The sequence below is a fragment of the Nocardia sp. NPDC003979 genome (assembly GCF_053605015.1).
Window position 1 is genome coordinate 84,321 of the sequence record NZ_JBSGIJ010000010.1, and the last position, 26,930, is coordinate 111,250.

Annotated in this window: 27 protein-coding genes; 8 read left to right on the forward strand and 19 right to left on the reverse strand. The window is 68.9% G+C overall.

The window, feature by feature from the left end:
* Positions 1-28 precede the first annotated feature (28 nt).
* A protein-coding gene (locus ACWEVR_RS21215) for an IS3 family transposase (protein WP_452468369.1) occupies positions 29-1,293 on the reverse strand; the annotation gives its coding sequence in 2 pieces (ribosomal slippage) (positions 29-1,020 and positions 1,020-1,293; 1,266 coding nt in all).
* Between the two features lie 259 nt (positions 1,294-1,552).
* On the opposite strand from ACWEVR_RS21215, the gene ACWEVR_RS21220 reads away from it, so the two are divergent.
* Together ACWEVR_RS21220 and ACWEVR_RS21225 are read left to right on the forward strand one after the other, a co-directional pair.
* Entirely contained in the window at positions 1,553-2,083 is a 531-nt protein-coding gene (locus tag ACWEVR_RS21220; protein ID WP_452468370.1) for a hypothetical protein, read from the forward strand.
* 486 nt (positions 2,084-2,569) lie between these two features.
* Positions 2,570-3,820: a serine hydrolase gene (locus tag ACWEVR_RS21225; RefSeq protein ID WP_452468371.1), complete on the forward strand. Its 1,251-nt coding sequence runs from the start codon at positions 2,570-2,572 to the stop codon at positions 3,818-3,820.
* Between the two features lies 1 nt (position 3,821).
* Here the strand turns inward: ACWEVR_RS21225 and ACWEVR_RS21230 are convergent, their stop codons facing one another.
* From ACWEVR_RS21230 to ACWEVR_RS21245, 4 genes are all read right to left on the reverse strand, one after another.
* Positions 3,822-5,018, reverse strand: a complete 1,197-nt coding sequence (locus ACWEVR_RS21230; protein WP_452468372.1) for a GNAT family N-acetyltransferase — start codon at positions 5,016-5,018, stop codon at positions 3,822-3,824.
* Between the two features lie 31 nt (positions 5,019-5,049).
* Positions 5,050-5,340 (reverse strand): hypothetical protein, encoded by a 291-nt coding sequence (locus tag ACWEVR_RS21235; protein WP_174550258.1) that lies wholly within the window; start codon positions 5,338-5,340, stop codon positions 5,050-5,052.
* A 195-nt stretch (positions 5,341-5,535) separates the two neighbouring features.
* The gene (locus ACWEVR_RS21240) at positions 5,536-6,177 is read right to left on the reverse strand and encodes a response regulator (RefSeq protein ID WP_378669076.1); all 642 of its coding nucleotides are present in this window, start codon (positions 6,175-6,177) and stop codon (positions 5,536-5,538) included.
* Positions 6,174-7,322: a sensor histidine kinase gene (locus ACWEVR_RS21245; protein ID WP_452468373.1), complete on the reverse strand. Its 1,149-nt coding sequence runs from the start codon at positions 7,320-7,322 to the stop codon at positions 6,174-6,176. The genes ACWEVR_RS21240 and ACWEVR_RS21245 overlap by 4 nt, the downstream gene beginning before the upstream one ends.
* A 108-nt stretch (positions 7,323-7,430) precedes the next feature.
* On the opposite strand from ACWEVR_RS21245, the gene ACWEVR_RS21250 reads away from it, so the two are divergent.
* The gene (locus ACWEVR_RS21250) at positions 7,431-7,979 is read left to right on the forward strand and encodes a hypothetical protein (RefSeq protein WP_181697424.1); all 549 of its coding nucleotides are present in this window, start codon (positions 7,431-7,433) and stop codon (positions 7,977-7,979) included.
* A 152-nt stretch (positions 7,980-8,131) separates the two neighbouring features.
* Here ACWEVR_RS21250 and ACWEVR_RS21255 read toward each other — a convergent pair whose 3' ends face one another.
* From ACWEVR_RS21255 to ACWEVR_RS21290, 8 genes are read right to left on the reverse strand one after another with little or no spacing between them, the layout of a single operon-like run.
* A complete protein-coding gene (locus ACWEVR_RS21255) occupies positions 8,132-9,076 on the reverse strand; it encodes an ABC transporter substrate-binding protein (RefSeq protein ID WP_452468374.1) in 945 nt (314 codons plus the stop codon).
* Positions 9,073-9,792, reverse strand: a complete 720-nt coding sequence (locus tag ACWEVR_RS21260; RefSeq protein WP_452468375.1) for a class II aldolase/adducin family protein — start codon at positions 9,790-9,792, stop codon at positions 9,073-9,075. Before ACWEVR_RS21260 ends, ACWEVR_RS21255 begins: the two co-directional genes overlap by 4 nt.
* Positions 9,793-9,807: 15 nt before the next feature.
* A complete protein-coding gene (locus tag ACWEVR_RS21265; protein WP_452468376.1) occupies positions 9,808-10,977 on the reverse strand; it encodes an LLM class flavin-dependent oxidoreductase in 1,170 nt (389 codons plus the stop codon).
* On the reverse strand, positions 10,974-12,068 hold the full coding sequence (locus tag ACWEVR_RS21270; RefSeq protein ID WP_452468377.1) for an LLM class flavin-dependent oxidoreductase: 1,095 nt from the start codon (positions 12,066-12,068) through the stop codon (positions 10,974-10,976). The genes ACWEVR_RS21265 and ACWEVR_RS21270 overlap by 4 nt, the downstream gene beginning before the upstream one ends.
* Positions 12,065-13,090 carry an ABC transporter substrate-binding protein gene (locus tag ACWEVR_RS21275; RefSeq protein WP_067639086.1) on the reverse strand — a complete coding sequence of 342 codons (1,026 nt, stop codon included), beginning with the start codon at positions 13,088-13,090 and terminating at the stop codon, positions 12,065-12,067. The genes ACWEVR_RS21270 and ACWEVR_RS21275 overlap by 4 nt, the downstream gene beginning before the upstream one ends.
* Positions 13,087-13,842: an ABC transporter ATP-binding protein gene (locus ACWEVR_RS21280; RefSeq protein WP_452468378.1), complete on the reverse strand. Its 756-nt coding sequence runs from the start codon at positions 13,840-13,842 to the stop codon at positions 13,087-13,089. The genes ACWEVR_RS21275 and ACWEVR_RS21280 overlap by 4 nt, the downstream gene beginning before the upstream one ends.
* Positions 13,839-14,654 carry an ABC transporter permease gene (locus ACWEVR_RS21285; protein ID WP_452468379.1) on the reverse strand — a complete coding sequence of 272 codons (816 nt, stop codon included), beginning with the start codon at positions 14,652-14,654 and terminating at the stop codon, positions 13,839-13,841. Before ACWEVR_RS21285 ends, ACWEVR_RS21280 begins: the two co-directional genes overlap by 4 nt.
* Before the next feature lies 1 nt (position 14,655).
* Complete coding sequence (locus ACWEVR_RS21290; RefSeq protein WP_452468380.1) at positions 14,656-15,693, reverse strand: NrtA/SsuA/CpmA family ABC transporter substrate-binding protein; 1,038 nt, start codon at positions 15,691-15,693, stop codon at positions 14,656-14,658.
* Positions 15,694-15,902: 209 nt separating this feature from the next.
* Between ACWEVR_RS21290 and ACWEVR_RS21295 the strand changes: the two genes are divergently transcribed.
* Entirely contained in the window at positions 15,903-16,649 is a 747-nt protein-coding gene (locus ACWEVR_RS21295; RefSeq protein ID WP_452468381.1) for an IclR family transcriptional regulator, read from the forward strand.
* 92 nt (positions 16,650-16,741) lie between these two features.
* Positions 16,742-18,151, forward strand: coding sequence for an MFS transporter (locus ACWEVR_RS21300; protein WP_452468382.1), 1,410 nt, complete (start codon positions 16,742-16,744; stop codon positions 18,149-18,151).
* 166 nt (positions 18,152-18,317) lie between these two features.
* Here ACWEVR_RS21300 and ACWEVR_RS21305 read toward each other — a convergent pair whose 3' ends face one another.
* Positions 18,318-19,595: a hypothetical protein gene (locus ACWEVR_RS21305; protein WP_452468383.1), complete on the reverse strand. Its 1,278-nt coding sequence runs from the start codon at positions 19,593-19,595 to the stop codon at positions 18,318-18,320.
* A gap of 123 nt (positions 19,596-19,718) precedes the next feature.
* Positions 19,719-21,134, reverse strand: coding sequence for an amino acid permease (locus ACWEVR_RS21310; protein ID WP_452468384.1), 1,416 nt, complete (start codon positions 21,132-21,134; stop codon positions 19,719-19,721).
* Positions 21,135-21,276: 142 nt separating this feature from the next.
* Here ACWEVR_RS21310 and ACWEVR_RS21315 point away from each other — a divergent pair, with 142 nt between their 5' ends.
* Entirely contained in the window at positions 21,277-22,269 is a 993-nt protein-coding gene (locus ACWEVR_RS21315) for an LLM class flavin-dependent oxidoreductase (RefSeq protein ID WP_452468385.1), read from the forward strand.
* 6 nt (positions 22,270-22,275) lie between these two features.
* On the opposite strand, the gene ACWEVR_RS21320 is transcribed toward ACWEVR_RS21315, so the two are convergent.
* The gene (locus ACWEVR_RS21320; protein ID WP_452468386.1) at positions 22,276-23,094 is read right to left on the reverse strand and encodes an NADPH-dependent oxidoreductase; all 819 of its coding nucleotides are present in this window, start codon (positions 23,092-23,094) and stop codon (positions 22,276-22,278) included.
* A 122-nt stretch (positions 23,095-23,216) separates the two neighbouring features.
* On the opposite strand from ACWEVR_RS21320, the gene ACWEVR_RS21325 reads away from it, so the two are divergent.
* A complete protein-coding gene (locus tag ACWEVR_RS21325; protein ID WP_452468387.1) occupies positions 23,217-23,813 on the forward strand; it encodes a pyridoxamine 5'-phosphate oxidase family protein in 597 nt (198 codons plus the stop codon).
* On the opposite strand, the gene ACWEVR_RS21330 is transcribed toward ACWEVR_RS21325, so the two are convergent.
* Entirely contained in the window at positions 23,791-24,522 is a 732-nt protein-coding gene (locus ACWEVR_RS21330; protein WP_452468388.1) for a glutamine amidotransferase, read from the reverse strand. The genes ACWEVR_RS21325 and ACWEVR_RS21330 overlap by 23 nt on opposite strands.
* A 56-nt stretch (positions 24,523-24,578) precedes the next feature.
* Positions 24,579-25,571: an SMP-30/gluconolactonase/LRE family protein gene (locus ACWEVR_RS21335; protein ID WP_452468389.1), complete on the reverse strand. Its 993-nt coding sequence runs from the start codon at positions 25,569-25,571 to the stop codon at positions 24,579-24,581.
* A 120-nt stretch (positions 25,572-25,691) separates the two neighbouring features.
* Between ACWEVR_RS21335 and ACWEVR_RS21340 the strand changes: the two genes are divergently transcribed.
* Positions 25,692-26,438 (forward strand): M50 family metallopeptidase, encoded by a 747-nt coding sequence (locus ACWEVR_RS21340; RefSeq protein WP_452468390.1) that lies wholly within the window; start codon positions 25,692-25,694, stop codon positions 26,436-26,438.
* Here ACWEVR_RS21340 and ACWEVR_RS21345 read toward each other — a convergent pair.
* Positions 26,429-26,911: a gluconokinase gene (locus ACWEVR_RS21345; protein ID WP_225280322.1), complete on the reverse strand. Its 483-nt coding sequence runs from the start codon at positions 26,909-26,911 to the stop codon at positions 26,429-26,431. The genes ACWEVR_RS21340 and ACWEVR_RS21345 overlap by 10 nt on opposite strands.
* Positions 26,912-26,930 lie beyond the last annotated feature (19 nt).

The window sequence follows — 26,930 nt, forward strand, 5'->3', positions numbered from 1 at the left end:
AACCGCCCCGGGGTTGATGCGCACCCGGTTATCTGACTCCGGCGGGTTGCTGGGTCAGGTCGGCATAGTAGTCGGCTTCGTACTCGATCGGCGGTTTGCGAGCGAGGCGGTGCATCAACCGGGACTGGTTGAACCAGGAAACCCAGTCCGCGGTGAGGAGTTCGACATCGGCAATCCGATGCAGCGGGCCACGCCGGAACGGGGAATCGTCACGGATTGCCTCAGTCTTATAGAGCCCGATCGTGGTCTCGGCAAGGGCGTTGTCATAGGCATCGCCCACGGAGCCAATCGATGGCCTCAAACCTGAAAGTGCTAGTGTCTCAACGCGTTTCACCGCCGTGTATTGCGATCCCGCGTCGGAATGATGTATCGCGTCGGTCACCGGACGACCTTGGCCGGCGCGAAGCGCGACCGCAGCGCGGATCGCTGATTCCACGAACGTGGTGCGCTTGCTCGCCGCGCATTCCCAGCCCACGATCGTGCCGGCGTAGGCATCGATGACGAACGCGGTATAGACGAACACGCCGGTGACCAAGCGGACGTAGGTGAAGTCCGCGACGAACAACATGTTCGGTGCAGGCACCCGGAACTGCCGATCGACCAGGTCAGGCGCTCGATAGGCGGCCGGGGCGGGTTCGGTGGTGCGGACCTTCTTGCGCCGCACGACCCCTTTCCACCCGTTCACGCGCATCAACCGCTCGACCGTGCACCGGGCTACCGGTATGCCCTGGCGTTGCAGGTGAGCCCACATCTTCTCGGCCCCGTACAACGACTCGGCGGCCCGCCGACCGTGCTTGTCGGGTTCATAGATCCCGGCGAGGATCTCGGTCACCGCGGTGTCCCACATCGTCCGCTTCGACGGCGCCCGCTTCTGCCAGGCAAAGAACGTTCTCGGGGCGATCTCGGCGCCGTGCGCGCTCAGCACACGGCAGATCGGAGCGACCCCGAACCGAGCCCGATGCTCGGCGATGAACTTGCAGACTATCGCTGTCGCGGGTCGCTCTCCCGCGCGAAGAAAGTTGTTGCGGCTTCGAGGATTTCGATCGTTTGTTCCAACTCGGCTATCTTGCGTTTCTGCTCCCTGATCACCTTCGCCGACTCGGTCGAGACACCCTCGGCGGCGCCGGTATCGACTGCCGCCTGGCGGATCCATTTCCTCAGCGTCTCCGGGGTCATCCCGAGTCGAGACGCGACCGCTGTGATCGCGGCCCACTCGCTGTCGTAATCGTCACGGTGCTCAACGACCAGCCGGACAGCCTTGGCTTTGGTCGCTTCGTCGTACTTCGCTGGCATGGTCTGCTCATCTTCCTCAAGAAGGGATGTGAGCACCAAACCCGGGGCGGTTCAGTAGGAGTACGGGCGTTGCGCGGCACAGTGTGAACGGCGCAAGCGAACCGCCGTGAGGGTCGGACAAGCCCGTATCTGCAAGATAGAGGCCATGGGATTCACACAGCCGCGTAGGGCATCACGTTCGCTTCACCTCACGCGGGTCGGGGGCTTGACGCTGGGCGCGCTCGTCTTGGCCATGGGGGTGAGCTCGTGTGGTGGGACCGTGACCGGGCAAGCCGAGCCCACCGTCGGCGTGGCCGATCCGAAGCTCGACACGACCACGACGCAACTGCCGACCGTCGGCGACTGCACCAGGATCGATGAGTTCGTCCATCACGGACCGATCAACGTGATGGACTGCGCCGACCCACAAGTAAACAAGCAGGTCAAGGTGCTCGAGATCGCCTCCGGCGAAGAGGGCAGGAATGTTGTATGCGAGGACAAAGAGATTCGGCTCATCATCACCGGCCTCAAGGACGGTTCCCTCACCGTCGCACACGGATGCGCAGGCCCGCACCTAACGGTAGGCCGCTGCTATGTGCCGATGATGACCATCTACTCCCACGACGCCACCTGCACCGAACCCACCTCGTTCCGACTGGACCGCACGCTGTCAGGGGTCAACAACGTAGCCGCGTGTGACCCACCGTTGGCCGCCGACGACTACGCCGGACAGATCGACTACATCCCTGCCAAGATCAACAACTTCATCGACAAGCGCACCGGCATCGCATACTGCTTCCGACAGAAGTAGCCTCACCGCCCCGCCCACCACGCGGCGTCTGTCTAGGCACCCTCCCGGTGCAATGGCTCGGCGCGTGCCAAGAGGCGGTCTGCGATGTGCGCCGCTCCTTCAGAATCATCGATAGAGCCTGTCGCCCGCCGACTCGTCCTCGGCCAGTATCAGCGGCGGCATCCGGTACCGGAAGCGAGCCGGTACACCCGTAGCAGATGCCCAGTTCGCGCGTGTTCCCGTCTCCGTTGTGCCCCGCCGTGGGCACATCGGAGACGGGAACACGATAGGATCGGCACCGGCGAACCGGGATCGCTAGATCGTGTAAGAACCCGTGATGACCAGGCGTTTTCCGGTTGCCCATGTTTTGCGTGTCCTGCCGAGGAATCGAACCTGCCACGCTGGTTCAGAGCCTTGGCCGCGTGCTTCAACGAAAGGCGACCGCTGACGTGAGCGGTGCTTCGCCGATGGGGGCGGGTCAGGAGCCAGCATCGGTAGGCTGGCCCGATGAACTCACCTACCGGCGCACTGGTGACAATTGCCGACGATCTGGACTCGGTGACGACCGTCGGGTACGAGGACGATCCGGCCGACGCCGGGTCCACCCGTGCCGATGTCGAGGCGTTGTGGGCCTCGGTGCGGGACTGGTATTCGATGGGCACCACGCCGGCCATTCAGGTGTGTCTGCGCCGCAACGGGAAGATCGTGCTGAACCGGACCATCGGGCACGGGTGGGGCAACGCACCTACCGACGGGCCCGATGCGGAGAAGATCCTCGCCACCCCGGAGACACCGTTCTGCGGGTTCTCCACCGCGAAAGGTGTTGCCGCGACGGTGATGTCGATCCTGATCGAGCAGGGTGCGTTCGCGGCGAACGATCCTGTGTGCGACTACATCCCGGAATTCGCCTCGCATCGCAAGGGCGCAATCACCATCGGTGATGTGCTGTCGCATTCGGCGGGCATCCCGTTCATCACCCCGCCCTACCAGGGGGCACAGCTGGCGATCGACGAAGACCTCGCGGTCGAGGCGCTCATCGCACTGCGGCCCAGTTGGCCACCGGGGCGCTTCCGCGTCTATCACGCGCTGACGAGCGGGCTCATCCAGCGGCTGCTCGTGCAGCGGGCGACCGGGAAGCGGATGCGCGAGCACTTGGCCGAGCAGGTCCTCACGCCACTGGGCTTCCGCTGGAACAACTTCGGGGTCGACCCGGCCGACGTCGACAAGGTGGTGCCGAGCGTCAAGACTGGTCCCCCGCCTTCGCGGCTGATGCTGTTCCTGACGAACAAGGCGGTCGGCGGGCGCATGGACAAGGCGTCCAAGGCGACCAACGACGCCTTCCTCACCGCCGAACTGCCGTCGGGCAACCTGGTGACCACCGCCGAGGAGTTGTCCCGATTCTACGAAATCCTCGCGCGGGGTGGCGAATTGGACGGGATCAGGATCCTCGAACCCGACACCGTGCGCACGGCGATCAGCCCGGCGGACCGCATGCCCGGTGCCGCGGGCCGGGTGAGCCGCGCCGGTTTCGAACTGGGCGCGCGGCGATCGAAGTTCGGCCCCGACACCGAATTCCATTTCGGGCGAAGCGGTTTGACGACCCAGTACGGCTGGGCCGACCCCATCCGCGGCCTGTCCGGGGCAATCCTCACCAGCGGCAAAGCCTCGACCGACGCGAAGCGACCGTGGCAACTGGTCGCCCAGGTGTCGCGAACCCTGCGTCCGCTCGGCCCCAGCGAGCAGCTCTTCCGTCCGTGAATCAGAAGAAGGTGCCGCTGAAAGGCTGTGTGGGCGTGGCGAACAGGGCGTCGGCGGCGTCCACGGAGCCGGGGCGGTGCTCGACGACGCGGCCCGCGAGGGCCAGTTGCGCCCACGTCGACCCGCCGAGGTAGACCGCGCCGAGGGTGGCGACATCGACGCTCACGTCGGGTGCGTCGTCCACGCGGGTGACCGCGTCGGCTGCGACCCGGTACCTGCCCGTATTGGCGGACAGGATCGCGTCGTCGACCTCGATGATCACCGGCGGCGCCTCCCGATAGGTACGACGGGCCAGCGCCGCAGCCACATCGACCAGCCGCAACCAGGTCTCGTCTCGCACGGCAGCGACCTGGACCGCGCGTTCGTCGGCGAACAGCTGCCGCAGCGGCGCATCGACCGGGGCGAAGGCAATGGTCACCTTGTCGACCAGATCGACGGTGAGCAGGTGCCGGATCAACCCGATGTAGGCCTGCGGGGTGGTCGCCACCAGGTCGTCGACCACGATCACCCGTTCGGGACTTGTGAACCAGCTCGCGGTGTCGACGGGGTGGTAGCGGGCGAAACCGTCCTCGGCACCGGCGGGGCCGTGCGTCACGGTGTACAGCGGCGGAGTCGCGCCGAGTTCGCGCCGTGTCCACCAGTACTCGGGGCGGGCGATCGCACCGGTCCAGGAGACGTCGGCGGTGGCGTAGATCTGCGGGAACAGTTTCCAGGCCTGACCAGGCTCGACGAACCGCACCGGCCCGGAGCCGGGCACGGTGTCACGCAGGCGAGCACGGGAGCGACGGATGTCGAAGGTCGCGAAGGAACTGGCCACTCCGTACCCGAAGCGTTCGTAGATGGAACCCTCCGACGCGCGCAGGGTGGCGACGACTTCACCGCGGTCGGCGATGTCGTGGAGCTGGGTGCGCAGCAGGCTGGTGAGCACGCCGCGGCGCGTATGGGTCGGCAGGACACCGACATGGGTGACGGCGGCGTGCGGCACCCGCGTGCCGCCCGGCACGACCAGCCAGCTCGTATAGGACTCGGCGGTGCCGACCAACTGCCCGTCGATGCGGGCGCCGAGCGTGCGTCCGGGTTCGGACAGGTGGTCGCTGTCGGGCGGGGAAGGTGGCAGGCCGACCATCGCCGCGCGGAACACCGCACTCGCCGCATGGAGATCTTCGTCGGTGTGCAGGGTGGCTACGTGAACACTCACTCCACCACTGTGCCCGATGGGGGCGGGCGGATCAGGCTCCGATGACCGCGTTCATGATGGTGCCCGCGCTGGTGGCGACCGCGCCGCCCGCCATCGCGCTGGCGATCATCTTGGGTGACTGCAGGCCGCCGCCGTTCCACTTCTCCCAGGCGAAGCGGCCGCCGCCGTAGGTGATGGCGGTGACGCCGGACAGCAGGATCATCCAGGTGAAGTACCGGCCGAGCTGCAGCACCTTGTCGGCCATGGGCGGCGCCTCCGGCGTCGGGTTGCCCACCTGCGCGAGAACGATGCCATAGGTGTCGTGTACAGCGGCCAGGATCATGCTCACGATCGTTGCTCCTTCGTCGGTTGTTCGTTGTGACGCCGATGTCGAGAACGCGTGACGCGGTAGAGCCAGATCTATTGAATATTCAACCTCAGGCGGGTCGGGTGGCGTGCGCGACACTCCGCAGGCCACCTCCGCGCCCTGACATGGGTATTGAACCGGCGTGCCCGTTTCAAACGGCACGAATTCGCGTCACGGGAATTCGAGACCGACCTGTGCCGCGATGACCGCGGCCTGCACGCGTGACTGCACGCCGAGCTTGCTCAGCACCCGCGAGACGTGCGTTTTCACCGTCGCCTCACCGATCCGCAGGCGGGTGCCGATCTGCATATTGGACAGGCCGGCGCCGAGACCGGCCAGCACCTGCCGTTCGCGGTCGGTGAGGGCCGAGAGGTCGGGTGGGGCGGACTCCTCGGCACGTGGGAGGGCGGCGATCACGGCACGGGTCACCTTGGGGTCGAGCACCGCGTCACCGTCGGCCACCGCCCGGACGGCGCGGACCAGGTCGTCGCCGCCCACCGATTTCAGCAGGAATCCGCTCGCGCCTGCCGACAGCGCGCCGAGCACGTAGTCGTCGATGGCGAAGGTGGTGAGGACCAGGACTTTCGCGCTGGTCTCCGCGACGACAGCCGCCGTGGCCGCCAAGCCGTCGACGCGGGGCATGCGCACGTCCATCAGGACGACGTCGGGGCTCAGCGCCTTGGCCTGGCGGACGGCCGCGGCGCCGTCGGCCGCTTCACCGACCACCCGCACCTCCCCGGTGGCCTCGAGCAGCATCTTCAGGCCCGCGCGGATCGCGGCGTGATCGTCGGCCACCAGCACGGTCACCGTCATCTGGCCTCCAGGGGAATCCGGACCCGAACATGCCATCGGCCGTCGCGGGCGCCCGCCGTCGCGGTGCCGTCCATCGATTCGGCGCGAAACATCATGTTGCGCAATCCGTTTCCGTGGCCTGTCGCCACCTCGGAACCGAGGGGATTGCTCGCCTCGACCACCAACCCGGCGCCCTCCCGGCGCAGTTCGATGTCCAAGGGTGCGCCCGGTGCGTGTTTGGTCGCGTTGGTGATGGTCTCGCCGAGGATCCGGGTGACCACGGCCTCGATCGCCAGCGGCATCGACAGGTCGTCGGGTCGTCGCAGCGTCACCGACCCGCCCGCCGCCTCGGCCGCCTCGATCAGGCCGTCCAGCGAGGCCAGCCGGGTCGTGACGGCGCTGTCGTCGGGCCCGGTGAGCAGTTCGATCGTGGTCCGCATCTCCTCCATGGCGGCCAGGCTGCTCGACCGGATCGTTTGCAGGACACCGATATTGCCCGGGTCGCGCTGCGCGACCTCGGCGAGGATGGCGACGGCCGAGACGTGACCGGCGACCGCGTCGTGCAGATCGCGGGCCAGGCGCCTGCGCTCCTCCCCGATGGCGGCGGACCGTTCGGCGTCGCGCGCGGCGAGTTCGGCGCGACCGGCGTCGCGTTCGGCGTCGACCATCCGCCGGGAGGCACGCACGGCCCGGCCGTAGCCGAGGGGCGACCAGGTGAGCGCGACCCCGATCAGACCGGCGTAGAGCGCGGCCCGCACCCCGAGCAGGGCCAGGGCGAGCAGCGCCCCACCGACGGTCACCAGGAACGCGAACCAGCCGACCACCACCGACAGCCGGGCCGACCCGGTGCTCACCGCCAGGAAGATCACGTCGGTCAGCGCGATCCACAGCGGCAGCGAGGGCCCATAGACGAAGTCGCCCGCCAGCAACACGATCATCAGGCCGAACGCGAGCGCGGGCCTGCGCTGCGCGGTGAGCTGGATGGCGAGGGCGGCTAACAGCAGTGCCAGTTTCGCTGCGGGCGGGTAGAGATCGCGGTCGACGACGATGGACCAGCCACCGACCCCCCACAGCAGCAATCCGACGAGGAAGACCCCGACGGCCGCCGAGGTGGCGCTGTCGAACGCCTCCACGAGCCGGTCCATGGGCGCGCGGACGGTGGGCATCTGCTCATTCCAGCACATCGGGCGGTACAAGACGTCCCCCGAAGGACGGACCCGCCCGCGACCGGAAGCCGGATGTGCCCACCACATCCGGTTCGGCACCCTGAACGCATGAACGAACTGACGAACCCGGTACTGCTGACGATCGCGGGGTGCGAAATCGGCTTCTGGGTGCTGGTGGTGGGCGGGTTGGCCCTGCGCTACCTGCTGCGGTTGCGGCGCGCCAGCACCGTCACCCTTGCGCTGGTTCCCGCGCTGGACGTGGTGCTGGTGGTCGCGGTCGCGATCGACCTGCACCGGGGCGGCGAAGTGACGTTCGCGCACCGGATCGCCGGCATCTACCTCGGGTGCACGGTGATGTTCGGGCCGCGCATGATCCGGTGGCTGGACGAGCGCTTCGCCCACCGATTCGCCGGCGGACCCGCGCCCGTCCGGGTGCCGAAATACGGGCCGGAACGCACCCGCAAGGAGTGGGCGGACTTCGCCCGCTGGCTCGGCGCGGCCGCCATCGCGGGCGCCCTCACCCTGGCGCTGAGCTACACGGTGGCCGACGCCGAGCAGCGCGAACAGCTGATGGGGATCTTCGGTTCGCTCGGTGTGATCACGGTGATCTGGTTGCTCACCGGACCGGTGTGGGTGACGGGGTCACGGCGAAGTTGATCCGGGGCGAACCGTTGCCGACCGGCACCGCGCATATCGGCGACGGCGAATCGCCGGCCACTTGTCGAGACCTGCGTCGAGAGCGGACTGCGATCGCATCCGATGCCCCTGGGCGCCCGAATCGGCCGCCCAGGGGCATCGGATACGGAGGTTCAGACCGTGGTGGTGGCCTGTTCGCCGATCAGCTCCCCGATCCACGGGAGCACCGCCGAGCGCACCTCGACAGCACGCGGGAGCAGCCCGTTCGTGGCGAGGAGGTCGGCGGCGCGCTGCTGTTCGTCGAGAAAGTCCTCGTTCACGGGGTGCACGCCGAACGGGCGCCCGCGCAGCGCCGCTTCCCAGGCGTCGAGATCGGCGGGGATCCCGTGGCGCAGCGCGTCGTCGACGAAATACTGTGCCGCGGCCCGCGGGTTCTCGACGATCCAGGCGTCGGATTCGCGCAGTGCCGCGAGCACCGCCTCCACGGTGTCGGGATCGCCTTCGGGCAGGTCGCGGCGGGTGAACCACAGGGACGGATGGCTGAAGACCGAGGCGGTATCGACCAGCGTGGTGAGTTCGGTGGCGGCCTCGATCTCATGCAGACCCGGGTAGGTGCCGACCCAGGCGTCGAGCTCACCGGCCAGCAGTGCCGCTCCGCCGTCGCGCACGTCCACGTCGATCGGTTCGACATCCGCCCAGGTCAGACCGACCTTGTCGAGGGCGAACAGCAGCAGCGTGGTCTGCCACGAACCGTGCGCGATGCCGACCCGCTTGCCCCGCAGATCGGCGGCGGAGGTGATGCCGCTCGCGGTGGTCGCGACCAGCCTGCCGTTCTCCACGCGCGGTCCCGAGATGCCGAGGTAGACGATGTCGCGGCCGTTGGCGAGCGCGGTGAGCGGTGGGGTGAAGCCGGTGCCGATGATGTCGTAGCCGCCCTCGGTGAACAGCCAGTCCGAATGTTCGCCGGGCAGTGCGGTTTTCGGATCGACCCGCGCGGGCCGGGGCAGTTCACGAAGGTCGACCCATTCGACCTCGGGTAGCAGCCGTTCGAGAATGCCGCGGTGGCGCAGGACGAACAGCGAGTTGTTGTGTGGGAAGTAGCCGACCCGGATGCTCATCGCGCGTCTCCGATCAGGCCGAGGCGGCGGGCTTCGTCGGCCAGCCCGCTGCGCTGCCACTGCACCGCCAGGTTCGACGGATCGAATTCGACCGAACCGCCGAGGGTTTCGGCGATCGCCTGGTACTGCGCACCCTCTTCGAGCAGCACCACGAATTTCGCCAGTTCCAGCAGACCGGCACGGCCGATCACATTGGCCCCGCCGTTCGCCTCGAAAATGGCTGCCAGGTGTGGGTCGGTCTCGAGCTTGCTCAGGATGAAGTCGCCCGCGCCGATGGTGCGGTCGATGTGCGGCGGGATCTCGCGCGACAGGGTGAGCCGCTGGGAGGCGGCGTAGCGGATGGGCAGGGTGCGGTGGGTCTGGGCCCAGCCGCCCAGCCAAGGCGTGTGGATGTGCACGACCGAGGTGATCTCCGGGTGCGCGCGGAAGACCTTCGCGTAGCCGGTGACGAATCCGGCGGAGCCCTTGCCGGACAGCACTTCTCCGTCGAAGGTTGCCACGACGGGTTCGACCGTGCGGTCGGTGGCCCAGGGGCCGGGTTCGTTGAGGGCGACGGCGATCTCGGTACCCGGCACGCGCTCGACGAAGTTGACGGTGCCGTTGCCGGTGACGGTTCCGGTCTCCCGGAAGACCCGGAACGCGGTCGCGGCGTCGCGGGTGGCCGCCGCGACGAAGGCTGTCACGGTCTCCGGCAACAGGGTTTCGGTGGTGGTCATGGGCACTCCTGTGGGTTATCGGGCCGTCGCGAGGACGGTGTCGGTGGGCGGGGCGGTGAGCCGGGAGCGGCCGAGCAGCGGCAGTACTTCCTCACCGACCCGGTAGGCCTCTTCCAGGTGCGGGTTGCCCGCGAGGATGAAGGCGTCGACGCCGAGGTCGATCAGTTCGTCGAGCCGCTGGGCGACCTGTTCGTAGCTGCCGACCAGGCCGAACGCCGGACCGCCCCGGATCAGGCTGAAACCGCACCAGACGTTGGGCTGGACTTCCAGATCGCGGTAGCCGGTGATGTTCTCGGGCACCCAGCCCTTGATCCGGGCGGCGCCGACCGAGTCGCCCTGGGCCGCACGGTTGGCGGCGTCGCGATCGACGAAAGCCCAGCCCTGCTCGATCTCGGCCCACGCGGCTTCCTCGGTGTGGCGGGCGACGATGTCGATACGGACGGCGAACTTCGGTGTGCGTCCGGTGGTTTCGGCGTTGCGCCGCACACCGTCGAATTTGGCGCGCAGGTCGGCGTAGGGCTCGAGCCAGGACAGGTAGTAGTCGGCGTGGCGACCCGCGGCGGCCACGGCGGCGCCCGACGAACCGGAGAAGTACACCTCCGGGAAGGGCTGACCGGCCAGCCCGGGTGGCAGTGCGGCGCCTTCGGTGCGGAAGAAGCGGCCGTCGTGATCGCAGGGCTCACCATCCCAGACGCCGCGCAGCACGTCGAGGAACTCGCTCGTGCGCGCATAGCGGTCGTCATGGGAAACCTTGTCACCCCACCACAATTGGGCCGGACCGCCACCACCGCTGATGATGTTGTAGACCAGCCGCCCGCCCGTGGCGCGTTGCAGGCTCGCCGACATGCGCGCCGCCTGCACCGGGTGCAGGAAGCCGGGCTGGAAGGCGACCATGAAGCGATAGGTGGTGGTCTCGGCGGCCAGCGCGGCGGCGAAGGCCCACGGGTCGTCGGTCACCGGGAACGACGGCAGCAACCCACCCAGGAAGCCCGCCGATTCCGTGGCCTTGGCGACCGCGGCGACGTGATCGAGGTAGGTGTAGTCGTCGAGCGCGCCGTTCCGTACGGCCGGGGCGATATTGCCCGGACCGTAACCGCCCGCGTTGCCCCGGTTGTAGCGGCGTGGGGTCCGCAGCGAAGCGTGGTCGCCTTCCATGCCGATGCGCCAGTAGACATCGATGGTCATGCGGTGACCTCCTGAGCGAGGGTGCGGGCGGTCGGGTCGGCGAGGAACAGCAGGTGTTCGCCCGCGCGGTGGATTTCCTCGACAGCGGGGTGGCCCGACAGCACGAAGGTCCGCACGCCTGCGGCGGCGTAATCCGAAAGGTGTTGCGCTACCTGCGCGTAGCTGCCGACGAGGCCGATGCGCTGGTCGTAGCCGAACGCCTGGAACCCGGACCAGCGTCCGTCACCGAGGGTGTGGTCGGCGACGTTGTCGGGTCGGTCGAGTTCGGCCCACTGCCGATGCACCCTGGCCCAGGCTTCGTCCTCGGTCTCCCTGGCGATGATCGGCAACTCGAGGCCGACTCGCACGCGGCGCCCGGCCGCGGCGGCCCGCTCCCCCAACTCGGTGACCGCACCGGTGATGCCGTCTTCCTGTTCGGCGAACAGGTGGACATCGCCGTGCGCGGCGGAGAGCGCCAGCGCGGCGGGCGTGGTCCCACTCAGATGCACCACCGGAAACGGCAGGCCGGACAGGATGCCACGGAAGCCACCGTCGACCACGTCGTAATAGCGACCCGCGTAATCGAAACCGGTGCCCGCGAATCCCGCAGCACCGACCTCGTTCTCGTTCCAGACTCCGCGCGCCACGGTGAGGAACTCCGCGGCACGGTCGTAGCGCTCGTCACCGGTGACCCGGTCGCCCCGCGTGCGCGCCTCGGCTTCATCGGTGTCGACGGCCAACCGCCAGTTCAGCCGCCCTGCCGAGTGCCGCTGCAGGGTCGCCGACAGCTTGGCCGCGTACACCGGGGTGCCGAACGCGGGCTGGAATTCGACCGTCACCCGCGTGTGGCGGGTGGCGCGCAGGGCCGCGGCCGCCACGATCCAGGATTCCTCGCCGAGCGGGTCGTAGGGTGCGAGCACGCCGTCGAAGCCGGTGAGTTCGGCGGCGTCGACGATCTGGGCGAGGTCGTCGAACGGGCCGAAGCGACCCGGCCGCAGATCGGTGGTCTCGACAACGGGGTTCGGCGGTCCGAACCCACCGCGGCCACGCAGCGCCGGATCGGCGCGTCGTCCGTCACCACGGCTGGGCAGCCGCCACAGGAAATCGGTCATGCCGGCACCCGCTCGGCAGCGACGATCTCACGCGCACGGGCCAACGGCTCAGGAGCGACCCAGGATTCGAGATCGAAATCGGCGGCCAGGAAGCCGTGGGTGTAGAGGAACTGCTTCTGCACACCGAGCAGTTCGACCCGTTCGTCGGTGAGCGAGGGATGCAGGCCGCGGTGGAACTCGGCGCCGTAGGCAGCGACGACACCGGCCGGGCCGGACAGCGTTTCGCGCTGGAGCACCGCGCGGACACCGTCGAGGTCACCGGCGGCCCAGTCGGCGGCGCGCAGGCTCTGCGCGAGGAAGCCGACGACGACCTCGGGCCGGGACTCGAGCAGGTCGGCGTGGACCGTGATCGGGCGCGGGGTGCCGTTGTTGACCCGCAGACGCTTGGTAGCCGAGGCATCGAGGTCGACCGCCACGCGTAGGCCGTGCTCGGCCGCCACCTCCTTGGCACGAGCGCCCTTGACATAGATCGCGTCGACCCTGCCGTCGAGGAGTTCGTCCACACCCCAGGTCGTCGAGCGACGAGCACTCTGGATCTCGGTGCGCACCTGCGGGTCTGGCTCGACCGCCAGCTCGACGACGCGCACATCGGCCAGGGTCAGCCCGGCCGGGCGCAGGGCGTTGGCGAATCCGTGCAGCGCCATCGCTCGCGGGAAGCTGCGGGCCTGGTCCTGTGCCCAGGCGGGGACGCCGATGCGCAGCCCGGCGAGCCCGGCGGCATCGGTGACCGGCGAATCGGGGCCGACCAGGATCGCCTGGGACTCGTCGATCCAGGTGAGACCGATCAGACGGGTCGGTGAACCCTGTGCGCGTGCGGCCAGGGCGGGCACGTTCCCGCCCTCGCGGATCAGGCCGGACAGATCGTGCAGGAAGTGGTGCCCGGCGAGTTCGGGGCCCGCGTCCTGCAGCACGCCGAACTCGAGGCCCGCGTTCGCGGCGGTCTCACCGAGCCAGCCGAGGCTGTGCGCGAGCCCGCTCGCGGTGGGCACGGGGCAGCGGGTGTACCACAGGGTTTCGGTCATGACAGGCTCCTTGCATGTGGTCCGACACCGAGTTGGGCGAGGAATCGCGTTCGGTAGCCGAGGGTTTCGGGTGCCGCGTGATCGCGCGGGTGGGGTAGGTCGACGGTCTCGTCCACGGCGAAACGGCCGCGGTCGAGGATGATCACCCGGTCGGCGAGCCGGATCGCCTCGTCGACGTCGTGGGTGACCATGAGTACGGCGGGCCGGTGGCGGGCGACGAGATCGCCGACCAGGTCCTGCATGCGCAGCCGGGTCAGCGCGTCGAGTGCCGCGAACGGCTCGTCGAGCAGCAGCAGTTCCGGTTCACGCACCAGGGCCCTGGCCAGGGCGGCACGCTGCGCCTCGCCACCGGACAAGGTGGCGGGCCACTGTCCCGCCTTGCCGTCGAGGTGCACTTCGGTCAACGCGCGCAGGCCCGCTTCGCGCTGTGCCTTGCCGCGCCGCAAACCGACGATCACGTTGGCCAGCACTCGCTTCGACGGGATCAGGCGCGGTTCCTGGTAGACGGTCGTGCGGCGCGGCGGTACGAGCACCTCACCGGAGTCCGGTGTTTCGAGCCCGGTGAGCAGGCGCAGCAGGGTGGTCTTGCCGGTGCCGCTCGGGCCGAGCAGCACCACGAACTCGCCGCGGCGGATGGTGAGGTCCACGCCGTCGAGCACGGTCTTGTCGCCGAAGGCCTTGCGTAGACCGGTGATCGACACCGCCACCGGGTCCGCCGCTACCTCGACCGGGGCGGCTGCTGTTGTCGTCATCGGATCGCCACCTGCTTGCGCCAGGGCATCGCGTACCGTTCCGCGAGCCGTACGAGTGCGTCGAACACCAGACCGAGCAGCGCGTAGAGGACCACGCACAGCACCATGTAGTCGGTGCGGTTGTATTCCTGGGCCAGCGTCACCAGGTAGCCGACGCCCTGCTGGGTGCCGACCTGTTCGGCGGCGATCAGCGCGGTGATGCTGATCGATAAGCACACCCGCAGCGCCATCAGGATGCCGGGCAGCGCGGCGGGCACGATCACTTCGACGACGAGCCGGGTTCCGGTGAGGCCGAAACTGCGTGCCGCCTCGACCATCTTCCGGTCGACATTGCGCACGCCCAGGTAGGTGTAGGCGTACATCGGGGCGGTGGTCGCCACCGCGATCAGCAGCACCTTGTAGAGCTCGTCGATGCCGAACCAGGCGATGAACAACGGAACCAAAGCCAGGAACGGCACCGCACGCACGATCTGCATGGTCGAGTCGACCAGTTCCTCGCCGAGGGCGGACAACCCCGACAGCAGGCCGAGCACCAGTCCGACGCCGACCCCGATCGCCACCCCGGCGGCCGCGCGGCCGAACGAGGCGAGGGCGAAGTCGAGCAGTTGACCGCTGCCTGCCAGCTCGACCAGCGCGGACCAGACGGCGCCGGGTCCGGCGATCACCCGCGGCGAGACGGCACCGCTTGCCGAGCCTGCCCACCAGGCGAGCACGATGAGGACGGGTAGCAGCGCGCGCAGACCGAGCGACAACCAGCGTGGCCGCTCCCGGGTGCGCCGGACACGGGGCGCGGCAAGGAGGAGGGTGCTCACCTCACTTGTCCTTCAGCGCGGCGAGCTGTTCGGGGGTCAGCTTGGATTTCAGGTCGTAGAAGATGTCGGCGGCGGTGATACGGCGGGCGATGACGCCGTTGTCGGCGAAGGTGTTGACCACATCGGCCAGGTCGGCGGCATCGGAGTCGACGGGCAGCCGGGGCACGGAGGCTTGCGCACCCACCCGGACGGCGTCTGCCAGCCGCTCGCCCGTGAGCGCGCGTGGACCGGACTTGTCGAAGACGTTCTCGAAGTCGGCCGGTGCGGCCTTCTGCTTCGCGGTGAGACCTTGCAGCACTTCCAGATACTTCGCGGCCACATCGGGGCGCTCGTCGAGGATCTCGGTGCGGAACACCACCACGGAGTTGTCCTTGGAGCCGATCTGCTTCTCGGTGGTGATCTCCACCGCGCCCGCGGCCTTGGCCTCCTGGTACGGCACGAGGAACGACGCCCACGCGTCGACCTTGCCGGTCGCGAACGCCGAGGCGGCGTCCTTCTGCTGCAGCGGGACCCGGGTGACCTGATCGGCCGGAATACCGGCCTGGGCAAGGGCTTTGAGCGTGATGTACTCGCCCTTGCCTGCCGGGTTCACCGCGATCCGCTTCCCCGCGAGGCCGGCCACCGAGGTCACCCCGGACTCCGGTCGGACGACGATTCCGCTCTGATCCTGACCCGCCGGGTCGGCGACCGCGACGATCTTCACGCCGACGTCCTTGGACAGCGCGCCGACCACGGGGCTGAAGGCCGCGCCGGACACGTCGAGTTCGCCGGTGTTGAACAGCTTCAGCATGGAGCTGAAACCCGGTGTGGTGCTGACCCATTGGATCTTGGCGCCCAGCGGTGCGAGGGCCGCGTCGAAGGTGCCGTCGCGTTTGCCGACGGCCAGCGGGCCGCTGTTGCCCGGGTCGGTGACCTTGAGGATGTAGGGGGTGTCTGCCCCCTGTTCCGGCGTCGAGCCGGAGCCACATGCCGCGACGAGGGCGACGACGGGGGCGATCGCGAGGGCGATCCGCGAGAAGGCCGACAGCCTGCGGGACATTCGGGGCTCCTGTTCGGGACGGGGTCGATGCCCTCGGAGCGTATGAGCGCGCATCGTGCGGAACGAGGTATGCCTTTCCGTGGATCGGAAAGCTTGACAGGAAGGCATCCGCAGATTTATGGCGATTGCCCGGTCGCTGCACCGCAACGCTTTCCACATAGCGGAATACATCGACAGGCTTGCCCACATACCTGTGTTACCTTCGGTTCGTGGAGACCTCCAGCGTGCAGACCGTCACCCGAGCCCTGTCTGTACTCGACTGCTTCCGCGGTGGCGAGGAACGCGGTGTCTCGGAAGTCGCACGCGCACAAGGGCTCGCGGTGAGCACCACGCACCGGTTGCTCGGCGCGCTGGTGCAAGCGGGCTTCCTGGAGAAGGACACCGAGTCCAGCCGGTATCGCATGGGCGGTGCCCTGGCCGAGTACGGCCAGATCGCCTACCGCCAGCACAAGATCTACCTCGCCGAGCCCTGCCTCGAGCAGCTCGCCGCCACCACCGGTGCGACCGGCTCGGTGGCCACCCGCCACGGAATCCACGCCGTCCTGCTCGGCACCAGCCGGTGGCGCGAGAGCGATGGACACAAATTGCAGGGTGTCCGGCTGCCGCTGCACGCCAGCGCGCTCGGCAAAGCGCTGCTCGCCTGGTCCGACGTCGATGACGACGAGTTGCGTTCGCTGCCCTACGAAGAAGGCACCGAGCGGTCCGTGACCGGGCCCGAAGAACTGCGCGCCGAACTCGTCACCACCCGCGAGCGCGGCTACGCGTTCAACGACCGCGAACTCGATCCCGGATTCCGCACCATCGGCCTGCCGATCCTCGACCCCGAGGGGCGGTGCCGATTCGCGCTCGGCCTGCGCGGACCCGTCACGCTGATGATCGACGAACGGGTGCCGTTCTTCGTCGAGTTGGCCAAGGTCACCGCGGCCGAGATCGCCGCCAAGTTCGCGGCGGCCTGACCCACCGGCCCGCCCGGCACGGAAATCTCCGCGCGCGAACGTGGGCGCGCCGGATACCGTGGACCGACTGGTTAGTCGAGGAAAGGACCGCAGTGGCGACCGATACGGCGGACACGGCTGTCGGGTTGCGATCCGAACGGGGTGCGGTACTCGCCTCGCTCATGCTCTCGACCTCGCTGATCGCGCTGGACTCCACGATCATCGCCACGGCGGTGCTCACCATCACCGATTCGCTCGGTGGGTTCGCGATGTTCCCGTGGTTGTTCTCGATCTACCTGCTGGCGCAGGCGGTCACGGTGCCGATCTACGGCAAGCTGGCCGACATGGTGGGCCGTAAGCCGGTGATCCTGTTCGGGATCGTGGTGTTCGCCGTCGGCTCGCTGCTGTGTGGTCTGGCGTCGAATATGCTGGCGCTCATCGTTTTTCGTGCCATCCAGGGAATCGGCGCCGGTGCGATCCAGCCGATGACGATGGTCATCGCGAGCGACCTCTACAACCTGACCGAACGGGCCAGGGTTCAGGGCTATATGGCGGGTGTGTGGGCCGGGTCGGCGGTGCTCGGGCCGCTGCTGGGCGGACTGCTCTCCGATCACGCGGACTGGCGGTGGATCTTCCTGATCAACCTGCCGCTGTGTGCGGTCGCGGCATGGATGTTGGTGCGGCACTTCGCCGAATCGGCGCCGCGCAGCCGTCAGCGGATCGACTACCTCGGCGCGGGGCTGCTCACGCTCGGCGCGGGGGCGCTGATCCTGGCGCTGCTCGAAGGTGGGCAGGCGTGGGCGTGGGATTCACCGGTGTCGATCGGCCTGTTCGTGGGCAGCACGGTGGTTCTCGCGGTGTTCGCCGTCGTCGAGTTGCGGGTCCCCAATCCGGTGCTGCCGCTGTGGGTTTTCACGCGCCGGATCGTGATCGCCAGCAGTACGGTGTCGCTGCTCGTCGGCGCGGTGGTGCTCGGATTGACCTCCTACGTCCCGACTTTCGCCCAGGGTGTCCTCGGCACCACCGCCCTGATCGCCGGGCTCGCCGTCGGCGGGCTCACCCTCGGCTGGCCGCTGGCGGCGACACTGTCGGGCAGGTTGTACCTGCGCTGGGGATTCCGCATCGCCGGTCTGCTCGGCAGCACGCTTGCCGTCATCGGTTGCGCGACAACACTGTTCATCGATGCCGAAACCAGCCCGTGGCAGATCGCGGGTTCGTGCTTCCTGATCGGCGGTGGCATGGGCCTGGTCGCCTCGCCCACCCTGATCGCGGCGCAGAACAGCGCACCCTGGCAGGAGCGGGGTGTGGTGACCTCGGCCAATATGTTCGCCCGATCTTTCGGCAGCGCGCTCGGTGTCGCCGTGTTCGGTGCCATCGTCAACACCGGCATCACCGACCCCGACCACCCCACCCCCACCGAACTCGCCTCCGGCATCCACCTGGTGTTCGCCGCCATCCTCGCCATGGCGGTGATCATGTTCGCGGCGGCCGCCACCATGCCCGGACGGACACCCGCCGACTGACGGCCGCCCAAGCGGCAACCGACATCCGGTCACACCCGGACCGATGGCTGCCCGCGCCGAGGCGTCATCGGTGTCGCTCATGCGCCGGTTGTACGGGCACCGCCGATACCAGGGTGTCCGGTCGACGCCCACCGCGGCCGCCGCGAGCGTCGGTTCGTAGTCGCGGTCAAGCGGATCGTTGCTCGGTGTGGCGCACCACCTCGACTCGCTCCTGCGCCCCGAATTCGACGACGCGGCGGATGCGCGAGTTCGCGACGGGTGCGAGGTCGACGGTGACCGGCGCGCCCGCTCCCGCGCGAGTGATCGCGATGATGCGGTCCTGGAGGTACCCGTCGGGAACCTGCACCCTGATGATGTCGCCCACCGCCAGCGCCTCCGCGGCGACCTCACCACCGCCGCCCACCGCGGCGAACTCACCGCACCGAGTCGGTCCGGTGCTCGCGCCGAGCCCGCGTTCGGCGATGGTCCACCACACCGACTCGCGGGCGTCACCCGGCCCGGACGACGCCGCGGCGTCGCCAGCGGCACGCGCCTGCCGGTGCGGCCGGGTCGTCTCGGCGAGGTCTCCGACGCTGGGCAGCGCCGCGGTGCCTGGGTCCGAATGCGCCGACCGATGCGACCGGTCCGCCGGTGCGGGCGCGGGCGCGGGTGCGGGTACGGGTACGGGTGCGGGTGTGGGTGCGCCATGGTTACGCAGGACCGTCGTGTCGCCGTATGTATACGGGCTGTCGATGTCCTGTCCGGTTGCCGGTCCACTATGTCGAGCCGAGGCGGTGAGGCGCTGGTGCCAGGCGAGGATGCGGTCGCGTTCGGCTTCGGCGGCCGCGCGGGTCTCGTGCAGGGAGATGTGGCGGCGGGTCGGGGCGTTGCGGGGGTGGGTCGTGCCCGCGGCGCCGTCGACAACCAGGATCCAGCGGGCGCCGACGGCACGGTCGCGGCGAGCCGAAACCCGTTCGGCCAGTGCGTGTCCCGGGGTGGCACCGAGTCGGTCGGCGGCTTCCTCGATGCTCTCGACGAGGCCGAGTGAGCGCAGCAACTCGGCGGCCGAGAGTTCCGAGGTGTCGAGTTCCTGGGCGAGCGCGGGCATGGGTGTCTTGCGGCGCCAACCGATCCGGGCACAGTGTTCGTGGCGGGTGAACCACAAGCGGCTGCCGGAGCGGCGGTGCTGGTCGATCACCACGGCCCACCAGTCCCATTCGGGTTCGGCGACCAGGCGCGTTCGCACCCACCGTTCACGCTCGGCCGTGGATATCCGGTCCTCGGGTGGCACGAAGTTGCGGAGTGCGGTGCGTACCGCCGATTCCGTGCGCCCGAGCGTTCGCGCGGTGCGGGCCAGATCGACACCGGCCCGTAGGTCGTCGGCGAGGATCCGGTATTCCGATTCGCGCCAGGTGGTTCCGTGCCTGCGTGGCGGCCGCAGATCGCCGCGATAGTCGTCACTCATGTCGTGCCCCCGTTCTCGCACCGCCCGGCAACACTCGCCGGGCCAGTTGTGTGACACTTCGACGATACCGATGGGGTATGACAGAAAACGCTTGTCTGCCAGCGGCTTTCCAGCAAACCGGAGTCAGTGGGTGTGCGCTGCTCCCTTGCGGCCGAAGGTGTAGTAGCCCAGGCACACCAGCGCGGCCCACACGGCACCGACGACCAGCGCGGTGCGACCACCGTCGGTCCACAGCAGCAGGATCACGACCAGGCCGAGGAAACCGAGAGCCGCCCAGGTGGTCACGGGCGCGCCGGGCAGGCGGTAGTCGCTGCCGGGCAGCTCACCCGCGCGCACCTTGGCGCGATACTTCAAGTGGCACACCAGGATCACGCTCCACACCACGATGATGCCGACGGTGCTCACCGAGGTGATGTAGGCGAAGGCCTTGTCCGGCGAGATCACGTTCACCACCACACCGATCACCATCGCCGCCGCCGAGGCGCAGATACCGGCGAACGGCACCGACTGCTTGCTCAGTTTCGCGAACCCGCCGGGCGCCTCGTCGCGCAACGCGAGGCTGCGCAGCATCCGGCCGGTCGAGTAGATGCCGGAGTTGCACGACGACAGTGCCGCGGTGAGCAGCACGAAGTTGATGATGCCCGCGGCGGCGGGGATGCCGATCTGCTCGAACACCTCCACGAACGGGCTGCGCCCGGCATGGAAGCTGCGCCAGCTCGCCACCGACATGATGACCACGAGCGCGCCGATATAGAACAGGCCGATGCGGAAGGGCAGGGTGTTGATCGCCTTGCGCAGGGTGGTCTTCGGATCGCGGGCCTCCCCCGCCGTCACGCCGACCAATTCGACACCGACATAGGCGAACACGACGATCTGCAACACCAGCAGGGTCTGCCCGAAGCCGTGGGGGAACACCCCGCCGTCGGCCCACAGGTTCGTCACCGTCGGATCGGCGGCGTGCCCGAACCCGAACACCAGCACACCGATGCCGATCAGGATCATCGCCAGGATCGCGGTCACCTTGATCGCCGAGAACCAGAACTCGCCCTCACCGAAGATCCGCACCGAGATCAGGTTGGCGGTGAACAGCACCGCAAGCACCACCAGCGCGGTCACCCACTGCGGAATGTCGAACCAGTACTGCACGTAGTGCCCGGCGACGGTGATCTCGGCCATGCAGGTCGACACCCACACCGCCCAGTAGGACCACCCCGTGGCGAATCCGGCGAACCGGCCGAGGAACTCGTGCGCGTACTCGGCGAAGCTGCCCGAGACCGGACGGTAGGTGAGCAGCTCACCGAGCGCGCGCATGATGACGAAGATCGCCAGTCCGGCGGCGAGGTAGGCCAGGATCAGCGAGGGGCCCGCCTGTTCGATCGCCGCGCCGGAGCCGTAGAACAGGCCGGTGCCGATGGCGCCGCCGATGGCGATCATCTGGATCGTGCGCGGATTGAGCCCGCGCGCGTAGCCCTCCTCCGACGCAGCGGTGCGGGTCTCGGTCGGCGCGGCGGTGGGTAGGCCGGGACCGTCAGCGGACATGGCGGGATCCTTCCTTCGTGTCGAACAGTCCTGCACGCTACCGCGCGGCAACCGTGCCGCCGATCACCCCTACCGCTCGCCGGAAATACCGGAGCCGCCGCGCCGGTTGGCCTACTGAGGGGATTTCACGCGAAGGAGACTCATGAGCCCGGTCACGTTGTCGGTTCTCGATCTGGCACCGGTGCAGGCCGACGCGACGGCAGGCGAGGCCCTGCAGGCGACGACCCGCTTCGCCCGGCGCGCCGAGGAGCTGGGGATGCGCCGCTTCTGGGTGGCCGAGCACCACAACATGCCCGGCATCGCCAGTTCGGCGCCCGCCGTGGTGCTGGCGCATCTCGCCGCGTCGACCTCGCGCATCCGGGTCGGCTCGGGTGGCGTGATGCTGCCCAACCACGCTCCGCTGGTCGTCGCCGAACAGTTCGGCACCCTCGAAGCATTGCATCCGGGCCGTATCGACCTCGGTATCGGTCGTGCGCCCGGCACCGATCCGGCTACCGCTCGCGCGCTGCGCAGGCACGCCGAAGGTCTCGGCGCCGAATCGTTTCCCCGTGAGCTGACCGCTCTGATGGGCTATTTCGGTGGCACCGATGCGGACGGCATCGTCGCCACCCCTGGTCGTGGTACACAGCCCGAAATGTGGTTGCTCGGCTCGAGCGGGTACAGCGCGCAGGTCGCGGCCGTGCTGGGGTTGCCGTTCGCGTTCGCGCACCACTTCGCCGGCGAGAACACCGCCGCCGCGCTCGCGCTCTACCGGGACAACTTCCGGCCCTCGGCGATCCTGGCCGAGCCGTACAGCATGGTCGCGGTCTCGGCGATCTGCGCCGACACCGACGCCGAGGCCGACCGCCTCGCCGCACCACGCGACCTGGCCTTCGTCAACCTGCGCGCCGGCCGCCCGCAGGCACTGGCCACCCCCGAGCAGGCCGAGGGGTTCCCCGGTAGTGATGCCGAACGCCACTTCGCCGCACAGCGCAAGGCCGGTCAATTGCAGGGGTCGCCGGAGACGGTGCGTGCCCAGGCTGCCCAGCTCATCGAGGACACCCGGCCCGACGAACTGATGCTCACCACCCTCGTCTACGACATCGACACCCGCATCCGTTCCCTCGAACTCACCGCCGAGGCGATCAACGGCTGATCCGCCTCAGCGGAGCCGGAATCCCATGGCCGCCAAGGACTCCCGGAGTCGGTGGCGACCGTTGAGCGAGGCCTCGGAGCCGAGGCGGGCCAGTACCCGCTCGGTCCAGGAGAACGGGAGGCCCTGGTCGCCGTAGACCGCGCCGATCCGCTGCTCGTAGTCGGCGACCGGTCCGCGCTGACGCGGTAGGTCGTAGGTCTCCTGGTGCAGCACGGCCGCCTGCGGCAGTCGCGGCTTCACCCGTGTGCCCTCCGTCGGGTCGGGGTGGCCGACCACCAGCCCGAAGATGGGGAACACGTGGGCGGGCAGGTTCAGTTCCGCCGCGACCCGCTCGGGGTCGTTGCGCAACGCACCGATGTAGACGGTGCCGAGCCCGAGCGATTCGGCGGCGACCACGGCATTCTGGGCGGCGAGCGCGGCATCGACCACGCCAACGTAGCTGGATTCCAGATAGTCGGCGCCGTCGAGGGGCGCGCGGTGGTCGTCGGCGAGCTGACGCAACCGCGCGAAGTCGGCGGTCCAGACCAGCAGTACCGGCGCCTGCTCGATGTGTGCCTGACCGCCCGCGACCGCCGCCAGCCGGGCTCGCCGTGCCGGATCACGGACCTCGATCACACTCCAGGCCTGCAGGTTCGACGAGGTCGGAGCCGACTGGGCCGCCGAGATCAGCAGGCGGATCGTCGCCGGTGTCACCGGGTCGGGCAGGTAGCGCCGGACCGATTTGTGTTCGTGCAACACCTGCAGCACAGAGTTCCACTGCGCGGGAACGGCAGCGTCCGGGTCCGCGTAGCGCTGCTGGACAGGATGGGGAGCGGTCTGCGTCATGGCCCCATCGTCGGTCACCACGGTGGGCGCCGTCTGCGATAACTCTCACCGTGAATCCAACGTCGTCGTCGATACACTCGACCATGGGGAGCTCGCCGCCCGGCGGGACCGGAAAGTGCGTCATGGCCAAGGTGTTCGACCGGATCGACGACAAGTTACGGGCGTTCATCGCCGACCAGCCGATGTACTTCGTGGGAACCGCGCCCTCCTCCGGCGGCCATATCAATGTGTCCCCCAAGGGATATCGCGACACCTTCGCCGTCCTCGACGACCACACCGTCGCCTACCTCGATCTGTTCGGCAGCGGCTCGGAGACGATCGCGCACCTGCGCGACAACGGCCGCATCACCGTGATGTTCTGCTCGTTCTCCCGCGTCGCCCGTATCCTGCGCCTACTCGGCACCGGGCGGGTCGTGCGGCCCGACTCCCCCGAATTCGACACGCTGCGTGCGCGATTCGGCACCGAGCATCCCGGTATCCGCGCGGTGATCGTGGTCTCGGTCGACCGCATCGCCGATTCGTGCGGCTGGTCGGTGCCGAGGATGGACCTGGTCGAGGAGCGCTCCATTCTGGACGAGGCCCACACCCGGCGCACCGACGAAGATTTCGCGCGGCGCATCGCGGGCGACAACTCCGCCAGCATCGACGGCCTGCCCGCGCTGGAACCCGACCATCCCCTGCCCTCCACCGTCCGGGCTACCCGCGAGAGCGCGAGATGAAGCGCCGCAACAGTTCCCGCGGCACCGGCACCGATTCACGCCGACCCAGTTCGACCAGCATGTCCGCCTCGCTCGGATCGAAATAGCCCGCGTGCCGGTAGGCCTCGATCCGCACGGACAGCCCGGTGCCGTCGAGTTCAGGATGGAACTGGGTGGCGTAGACATTGCGCCCCACCCGGATCATCTGCACGGGGCAACCCTCGGAACCGGCGAGCAGCACCGCGCCCGGCGGCGCGCCCTGGCAGGCCTCTTTGTGACCGACGAAGGCACGGAACGAACGCGGGATGCCGGTGAGCAAGGGGTCGGCGGCGCCGTCGGCCACCACGACTGTCGTCGCGCCGACAGCTTCGCCGTAGCGGTCGGGGCCGACCTCCCCGCCGAGCACGTCGGCCAGGATGCCCAGGCCGTAGCAGGCACCGAAGTACGGGAAATCCCGGTCGACGATCTCGGTGAGCAGCGCGCGCAGCGGCGGTTCGAACCGCCGCTGGTAGTCGTACTTGTCCTGTTCGGGCGCGCTCACGTTGCTCGGCCCGCCGCCGACGATCACGGCGCAGAAGTCGTCCAGGTCGACCTCGGGCATCCCCCGATCCATCTCGATGCGCACCACCTCGTCGTCGGTGAGTTCGGCGGCGCGCAGCAGCGCGGCGTACTCGTCGTCGGACGCGGCACGTTCGGGGCGGAGCTGAAGCAACAGGCAGGGCTTGGTCATCGTCGAGCCATCCCTCCGCAGTCTCATCGGGTCGGCTATCGACGATACTGCGCACGTCACGGCACCGCGCTCACCCCGACGGCCGATTCGGAAAGACTGCCCAGGTAAAGGTTGCCCTGGTGCTCGACCACCGAGGTGACCATCGCGAAGTCGTCGCCAGGGCGTTGCAGGTCGTGCACGACCGTGCCGTCGAGGTTGAGCGCGATCACCCACGCGGAGCGGGCGGGCGCCGGTCGGAGCCACTCGGGCAGCGCCCAGGTCAGGCGTCGGAAGATGCCGGGCAGTGCCAGCATCCGGTCCAGCAGCGGGTTGCGTGGTGCCACCATCCCGATCCAGATCAGGCCGTCGCTGCCGAGGAGCATGTTGTCCGGCGAGCCGGGCAGGTTCTCGACGAGACGGTCGACGGTGCCCGCGCGGGGACCCGAGAGCCAGTACCTCGTGATCCGGTAGGCGCCGGTCTCGGCGACCAGCACACAGGACCGGTCCGGCGCCAGCACCACCCCGTTGGCGAATTGCAGCCCGTCGATCAGCACCTCCACCTGCCCCGCCGGATCGCGGCGGACCAGCCGGCCGCTGCCGGAATGCTCGAGGATGTCACCCATCCACTGCTCGAACGGCCAGCGCCGCGACGAAATCGAGAAGTAGACAGTGCCGTCGTCGTCGCGCACCACATTGCTGGGGAAGATGATGCGTTCCCCGTCCACTTCGGTGATCACCGGTTCGAGTTCGGCACCGGCCTCGGTCAGTCGGAGTACGCCGTGGCCCGCGACGCAGATCAGCAGCGAACCGTCGGCGTCCGCGTGCATTCCCAGCGGCCTGCCCGCCGCGTGTGCGATCTTCTCGACGGTGCCCTCGGCCGGATCGACGCGCCAGATGGCTCCGTCCTCGGTGCCGGTGACCACATGTCCGTCGGCCGTCAGCACGACATCCTCGGGCCCCTGCCCGGGCAGCGGTATCAACCGAACCTCAGGCAGCGCGGGGTTGCTCTGAGTCTGTGCGGCCCGGGCGGTGGCGCGGGGCGGAGTCCATCGGTGCGGTCGCATCTGCATGCCCTTTGCTACCACGCCCGGCCGGGGTTTGTTACCCGGAAAGCATTGCGCCAACACAGTATCGGCGCATCATGCGCTGACCGGGCCGTGAGCGTGGCGAATCGCGGCTACAGTGCGGCGGTGGACACCGGATCGGTCAGCTCTTCGTTCGAACGTTTACTCGCACCGCAACCCGCGCCGCCGTGGTGGCTGGTGCTCGTCACCGCAGCGCTGGCGCTGATCCTGGTCGGGTATCGGCCGCTGTGGCGGATCACCCGGGCCGCCGTCACCGTGGCGCACGAGGGTGGGCACGCGCTGTTCGCGCTGCTCACCGGGCGCAGATTGCACGCCATCACGCTGCACACCGACACCTCGGGTCTCACGGTGTCCAGTGGCAAACCCACCGGTCCCGGCATGATCCTCACCGCGATGGCCGGATATCCGGCGCCCGCGCTGCTCGGCGTCGGCTACGCGGCGCTGCTGGGTTCCGGCCGGGTGTCGGTGATGTTGTGGGCCACCCTGGCCATGCTGATCGCGGTGCTGGTGAAGGTGCGCAATGTGTACGGTCTGGTGACCGTCCTCGTGCTCGGCGCACTGGTGTTCGGGGTGTCCTGGTACGGCAGCGACCTGCTCCAGGCCGCGTTCGCGTATCTGGCCGCGTGGTTCCTGCTGGCCGCCGCCGTCCGTCCCGTGCTCGAGCTGCAGCGCGGCAGGCGCAGACAACCCGGGCGCGCCGATTCCGATGCCGATCAGCTGGCCCGTCTCACGCATCTGCCCGCGCTGCTGTGGGTGGCGTTCTTCGCGCTGGTCTGTCTGGCGGCGGCCGTGATCGGCGGGTGGTTGATGCTCGCGCCCGTCGAGCAGCTGCATCCGCTGTTTCAGCGGTGATCGGCTCTCCATTTCTCGACCGCCTCGGTGACGAGCACCCCCGGCGGTTGTAGCGCGTTGAGGGCGACACCGGCTTCGTCCTGCTCGAGTGGTTCGAGCGTGGCCAGTTGCGAGTCGAGCAGGATGGTCGGCATGAAGTGGCCGAGGCGACCGGTCATCCGGCGCATCAGTTCCACCCGGGTGGCGGCCAGATGCACGAAGTAGGTGTCGGGCGCCTTGGCTCGCAGGCGGTCGCGGTACACCCGGCGCAGCGCCGAACAGCTGGCCACCCCGCCCGTCTCGCTGTGCTCGTGCAGCCAGGTGGCGACCGTGTCGAGCCACGGCCACCGGTCCTCGTCGGTGAGCGGGATCCCGGCCGCCATCTTCTCGATATTGGCCAGCGGGTGGAAGTCGTCGCCCTCGGCGTAGGGCACGTCGAGGCGGTCGGCGAGCAGGGCCCCGACGGTCGTCTTGCCGCACCCGGAGACGCCCATGACGACAATGACAGGTTCT